The 6,016-nt window shown below is 67.5% G+C and carries 5 protein-coding genes and 2 pseudogenes; 2 read left to right on the top strand and 5 right to left on the bottom strand.

Translation table 11 applies throughout. From position 1 onward, the window contains the following. Together MA876_RS18780 and MA876_RS18775 are read left to right on the top strand one after the other, a co-directional pair. A pseudogene (locus tag MA876_RS18780) lies at positions 1-416 on the top strand (hypothetical protein); the annotation flags it as partial. Positions 417-559: 143 nt separating this feature from the next. Beyond that, positions 560-664: pseudogene (locus tag MA876_RS18775) on the top strand (NAD(P)(+) transhydrogenase (Re/Si-specific) subunit beta); the annotation flags it as partial. Positions 665-913: 249 nt separating this feature from the next. Here MA876_RS18775 and MA876_RS18770 read toward each other — a convergent pair. From MA876_RS18770 to MA876_RS18750, 5 genes are read right to left on the bottom strand one after another with little or no spacing between them, the layout of a single operon-like run. After that, positions 914-2,089: an alpha/beta hydrolase family protein gene (locus MA876_RS18770; protein ID WP_248153006.1), complete on the bottom strand. Its 1,176-nt coding sequence runs from the start codon at positions 2,087-2,089 to the stop codon at positions 914-916. A gap of 17 nt (positions 2,090-2,106) precedes the next feature. Continuing rightward, positions 2,107-2,877 (bottom strand): SDR family NAD(P)-dependent oxidoreductase, encoded by a 771-nt coding sequence (locus MA876_RS18765; protein WP_248153004.1) that lies wholly within the window; start codon positions 2,875-2,877, stop codon positions 2,107-2,109. Beyond that, complete coding sequence (locus MA876_RS18760; RefSeq protein WP_248153003.1) at positions 2,874-3,839, bottom strand: fumarylacetoacetate hydrolase family protein; 966 nt, start codon at positions 3,837-3,839, stop codon at positions 2,874-2,876. The genes MA876_RS18765 and MA876_RS18760 overlap by 4 nt, the downstream gene beginning before the upstream one ends. Further along, positions 3,836-4,966, bottom strand: a complete 1,131-nt coding sequence (locus MA876_RS18755; protein WP_248153002.1) for an FAD-dependent monooxygenase — start codon at positions 4,964-4,966, stop codon at positions 3,836-3,838. The genes MA876_RS18760 and MA876_RS18755 overlap by 4 nt, the downstream gene beginning before the upstream one ends. A 35-nt stretch (positions 4,967-5,001) precedes the next feature. Further along, positions 5,002-6,012, bottom strand: coding sequence for a cyclase family protein (locus MA876_RS18750; protein WP_248153001.1), 1,011 nt, complete (start codon positions 6,010-6,012; stop codon positions 5,002-5,004). Positions 6,013-6,016: the final 4 nt, after the last annotated feature.

Here is a 6,016-nt window from a genome sequence, read left to right as displayed (position 1 = left end):
TCGACGCCCTGTTCTTTCGCTTGTTTCAGCAGCTGCTCCGCGAGCTGCTGCTCATCGATGATCTCTCCCGTCACGGGATCGATCATCTCGATGACATCGGTCATCGCCCTTCCTTTCAGTCAGGCCACACCAGATCCACCGTTAATCAGACAGTCCCGCTGAACGACGCCTTCGACCCTGCCCCGCCCTTCGAGGAGCTCTTTGCGGACACCATCAACAACCGCGTTCCACCGGGTCAGGGTGATTGGGATATCCCGGAGTTCATCGACGTACTCCGCACTATCGGCTACGACGGCCCATGGGGCGTCGAGTTGATCTCGGAGGCTCATCGTGCGCTCAGCCTTGAAGACGCGCTGCGCGTAGCCTTTGAGTCTGGGACCTGGGCGCTGACCGAGGCCGATAAGCTCCGGGGCTGAGGACCATGGATCCGACCCTGTTCATCGTCGGTGGGCTCCTTCTGTTTCCTGTCTTCACCGCGATGGTTTTCGCCTCCAGCTCACAGGCGCGAGAAGCGGCTTTCCGGAAGGCGATGGCTGAGTTCGGCGTGAAGGTGCAGCCCGCCGGGTACGCCGGTGTGCAGAATTCGCTGTTCTTCCGCGAGAACACGCAGATGCTCTTCGGCGACGCGAAGGACCGCGTGGAGGACATCCTCCGCGAGCTGTGACACCCGCGGAGACATGCCCGCGATGGGTGCTCGACGCACCGCTCCCCGATCCCCGATGTCGCGTTCACGGGCAGGCCGGCGGCCGGCCGGCTATGCGGGGATCGCGATGGAACTCGGCCCCGACTCTGGAGGTGTGTGAGCCTCACGCGCGAAGCGAGTGCGGGAACGTCTCTCAGTCCGTGCCCGCTGGGCGCCGTGCGACTGAGTTCGTTGCCCACTCACACGTCGGACGAGAGGCGAAGAGGACGGTTACCGAACGCCACCTGGGTGGAGCTCCGCGAAAGTCTCGGCGATCCAGTCGGCGATGATGGCGCCGACGTAGGGCATGTTGTCGATCGAGATGTGTTCGGTCCCGCCCTCGGGGTCGTCGAACAGGCGCAGTTCCCGCTTAGGCGAGTTCACGGCTTGGTCGTAGGTCTGGTGCGCGTACGAGACGTTGATCTGCCGGTCGCCGACGCCGTGGGTGATGAGCAGCGGAGCGGTGATCTTGTCGGCGACGCCGTTCAGATGCATCCCTTTCGTCTTTTCGATGAAGTCGTCCATGTCGGTCGCGCCCCACACCCAGAACACGTGGTCCCAATAGTGCGGCACGGGATTCTCGCCTTCACGGCGGCGCCGTGCTTCCTGCACCTCGAACCAGTTGTGGTTCGCGCCCCAGGCGACGCCGAGCTTCAGACGGTCCTCGAACGCAAGGGCGCGGGGGGCGTAGTACCCGCCGAGCGACCAGCCGACGATCCCGATCTGCTCCGGGTCGATCCCGAGGGTCTCGGCAGAGTGCTCGAGCCAATCCACGATCGCCGCGGCCCAGACCTCGGTGTCATGGCGCGCCGTCAATCCGCGCAGTCGGAGCGACTCGCCGGAACCGGGCGTGTCGACCATGAGCGTGGACACACCGCGTTCGGCGAGCTGCTGGGGAAATTGGGAGTAGTACATCATCTCCTTGGTCGAGTCGAGCCCGTTCCACTGGATGATGATCGGCCGCGGGCCTTCGCCCTGTCCGCGGTAGAAGTACCCGGGGAGGGATGACGTGCCGAACGGCACCTCGACGGTCGTGCACGGCGCATCGGACAGCTCGATGTGCTTCAGCAGAAGCTCGATCGACTTCTGATAGGCGGCGTTGCGCCCCTCCCACTTCGGCGATTGGAGGCGTTCTGCCTGCGACGTGTACAGCGACGCGCGATAGTAGGTCTCACCGGCCGCGATGCGTCTGCCGCGCGCCTCATCGTCCTGGGCTTTCGCGACGAGGCGGTCGGCGACGGCGGCCCACGCGGCATACAGTTCCTCCGTCCCCGCGTCGTCGCCGTTCTGGGATGCCAGCAGCACCGGCTTGCATGCCCGATCGACCTCATCGATGTAGCCGCCGCAGTTCAGCGCAGAGACGGCGGCCATCGACCAGACGTAGTTGGTCGGGAAATACATGAACATGTCGACTCCTCGGAGTGTCAGTTCGCCTGGAGGCGAAGTCGATCGGAAAGTGGTTTCGCCCCGGCGGACGACGTGTAGCCACCGTCTACGGGGATCTCGGCTCCGCTGATGTACGCGGAAGCGCCACTCAGCAGGAACGCGGTCAGGTGCGCGATGTCGTGCGGCTCACCCGTCCGCTCGAGCGGAGTGAGCTCGAGCTGAACGTCGCGCATGACGGCCGGAGCAGTCGCGGTCATCTCGGTCTCGATGAAACCCGGATGGATGAGGTTCACCCGGATGCCGCGGGGCCCTAGTTCTGTCGCAGCGACGTGGGTGAGTCCACGCAGGCCCCACTTGGAGACGGAGTAGGCCACGGGATAGTGGCCCGTCAGCGCGGCGGACGAGCCGACGCTGACGATCGATGCCCCTCGGCCCATCAAGGGCGCGATGGCCTGGATGCCGAGCATCGGCCCGGTCAGGTTCACCGCGAGGACGCGGTCCCAGTCGGCACGCTCTGTCGCGCCGATCCGCGAGCGATGTGTGATCCCGGCGTTGTTGACGAGCCCGTGGACCGACCCGTCGGAACGCAGCTCGAGCTGCAGCTCCCGCCAGGCCGACTCGTCGGAGACGTTCAACGTTCGGTACCGCACCTCTGCGCGTCGCAAGGGGGGCGGGGCCTCGGGGCCGAGGTCGACGGCCACGACCTGCGCGCCGAGGTCTGCCAGCGTGCCGGCGATTGCCGCACCCTGGCCGCGGGCAGCGCCCGTGACGACGATCACGCGTCCGCCGAGCTCGTGTGCGGTGGTCATCGATGCCGCGCGCGGGTTCGAGGTCGGGCGGGGGCGATGGGCACCGCCGCAACGGGCGCTTCGACGCGAGAAACGAGGTCGCCGATCCCCTCGACGCTGAGGCTCACGACATCACCCGCGGTGAGCGGAGCCGGGTCGAGCTCACCGCGTCGGCCCCACAGCTCCGCGAGGCATCCACCGTTTCCGACCGTGCCCGACCCGAGCACGTCGCCCGCCACGACGCGCGACGCACGCGACGCATAGGCCACGAGATCGGCGAACCGCCAGCCCATGTTCGATACGAGGTCAGCGCCGACGAGGACCCCATTCACACGCGCTTCGGCACGGATCGACAGGAAGCCCTCATCGTCGGTGAACGGCTCGAGCTCGTCTCGTGTGACTATCCAAGGGCCGAGGCTCGTGCCGAAGTCCTTGCCCTTCGCGGGTCCGAGCCGCACGTTCATCTCGCGCCCCTGCACGTCTCGTGCGGACCAGTCGTTCATGATCGTGTATCCGAAGATCGCCCCGGCCGCATCTGCGATCGAGAGGTCGGTCCCGCCCGCGCCGCCGACGATCGCTGCGACCTCGAGTTCGAAGTCCAGGCGCTCGGTCTCGGGCGGCACGACGGGCTCGTTCGGTCCGAGCACCGTGTGCGGGTTGGTGAAGTAGAACGTCGGTGCTTCATACCATTCGGGCGGCACCGCACTCGTGCCGTCGATCGCGGCGGTGACACCCTCGACGTGCTCCTCGAAGGCGACGAAATCGCGGATCGCGGCCGGCGAGAGCGGGCTGAGGAGGATGACGTCCTCGAGCGTCGTCTTCGGCTCCTTCCGCGAAGCAGCCCAGAGCGCGGGCAGGGCGTCCAGCCCGCGCTGCAGGACGTCGGCCACTGTCAGCCCATCGGCGAAGGCGATGACGGCACCATCGACGATGAACCCGTCCGAGGATTCGCCGCCGGCGACGCTCCACCGTCCGATCTTCATGCCGGCTCCGAGAGCTTCTGCGACACGCTGAAGATCAGGCCGCCGGCATCGGCTTCTCGATCGTGGTCGAGTTGCCACTGACCCAGCTGGACGGATGCGTCGACGACCATGCTGGCGCGCGGCACCCGACGCGCGTGGAATTGCTCCCACAGCGCGTCGGACACCTCGTCGTGCGCGATCAGGAGCTCGGTCAGCACGAGGGCGTCCTCGAGACCCTGGGCCGCGCCCTGCGCGATGGTGGGCGGGCAGGAGTGGGCGGCATCGCCGACGATCACCACGCGCCCGCGGTTCCACGGAGCGGGGACGACGTGCTGCGTGAACCACGTGTAGTGCGCCTGGGCGCCAGCCTCGAGGTCGGCGCGGATCGAGTCCCACGGACCGGAGTATGCACGGGACTGCTCCAGCATGAGGCGGGTCGCCTGTTCTGCGTCGGCACCGAAGTTGTCCTCGGCATCGCCGACGAGGATCGCGTACATCGAGTCCTCGCCGGTGGGTGTGTAGCCGGCGATGTACGCGGGACCGCCGTAGTAGAGCTCGGTGCGCTCGACGTCGCGGGGGCGTGAGACGAATGCACGCCAGATTCCCATACCGGTCGGCGCCGGGCGCGTCTCGATGCCGATGAGGTCGCGCACGGTCGAGTGGAGACCGTCGGCTCCGATGACCAGGTCGTAGGCTACGGTGGCGCCGGCGACGTCGAGTTCGACGCTCGAGTCCGACGGCCGGACTCCCGTGACCTTCGACCCGAAGTGGATCTTCGCCCCCGCCCGCACAGCCTCGTCGAGCAGGATCCGAGCCAGCGCGGGCCGCGGCATCCCCATTCCCGCGGGGTAGGCCGGCCCGCCGCTCTTCACATCGGGCAGCTGCGCGACGACGGGCGCATCTGGACCGGGCGCTCGGAGGGTCAGGCCGTCGAACGGGTAGCCCGCATCGCGAGCGGCCTCCCACACCCCGAGTTGGTCCAGTGCACGGAGCGCATTGCCCTGCAGGGAGATGCCCGAACCGAGGGGACTCAGCTCGGGCTTCGTCTCGAACACGTCGACCGAGACACCGGCTTTTGCGAGCTGGATGGCCGCGGCGAGTCCGGTGACTCCGCTTCCGACGATCGCGGCGCGGGTGATTGCAGTCATTTCAGAACCTCTCTGTTCTTCGTGCGAGTCGCGATTCAGAGGATCGCGACGGGATTGATGGGGGAGCCGACGGCTCCGGTGACAGGCAGGGGCGGCGCCGAGAGGAAGAAGTCGTAGCGACCGCTGGCGGCGCACGCCTGCGAGAGCTCCTCGAGATTCCACATCTCGCCGATCGTCAGCCCGATGTTCGGGATCGCGACCTGGTGGAGCGGCTGGAATGACGGCACGTCGAACTCGTTGGGCCGCACTTCGAAGCCCCACGTGTCGGTGGCGATCGCGGCGATCTCGGTGCGATGGAGCCAGCCCGCGGTCGTCAATGACAGGCCGGGTGCCGGTCCGCCTGCGTACTCGCCCCAACCTTCGCGGAGCGTCCGTGCATATTGGCCGGTGCGCACGAGGACGATGTCACCGCGCGTCACGACGCTGGTCGCACCCTGTGCGGCGGCCGTTGCCTCGAGATCGGCTGGCGTGATGGCGTAGCCGTCCTCGAGCTCGCCGGACTCCGGCCTGAGGTGGCGGCCGACATCCAATAGCACGCCGCGCGAGACGATCGCCGCCGCCGCGTGCTCGATTCCCGTCACGAGGTCGCCCTCACTGGTGACGACGTCGCCCGCTCGTCGCCCGTTCCAGGCGACGCCGTGATCGAAGATGTGCCCGAGGCCGTCCCATTGCGTGGAGCATTGGAGCGGCATCGCGATGACGTCATCCGCGCCGCCCAGCCCGTGCGGCATGCCCTGCGTGCCGCGCTCGGCGTCCACCCCCGTGTCGGTCATGGTGTGCACAGGGTTCGTGCGTCGACGCCAGCCGCGCTGCGGACCGTTCGTGTCGAACGACTGCGCGAGTGAGATGACGCGTCCCTCTCGGATGATGGATGCCGCCGCGATGCGGCTCTGCGGCTCGATGAAGTTCAGCGTGCCGAGCACGTCGTCCTCGCCCCAGCGTCCCCAGTTGCGGAACGCCTGTGCTCGCATGCTGATCTCGGCCGTGGGATCCGACCGATCGATGTCGGCCGGATCCTCGGACGGGCTGACCGCCGTGAGGCTCATGTGC

The sequence above is a fragment of the Microbacterium aoyamense genome (assembly GCF_023155855.1).
Lineage (GTDB): Bacteria > Actinomycetota > Actinomycetes > Actinomycetales > Microbacteriaceae > Microbacterium > Microbacterium aoyamense.
This window is presented reverse-complemented; position numbering and strand designations above follow the sequence as displayed.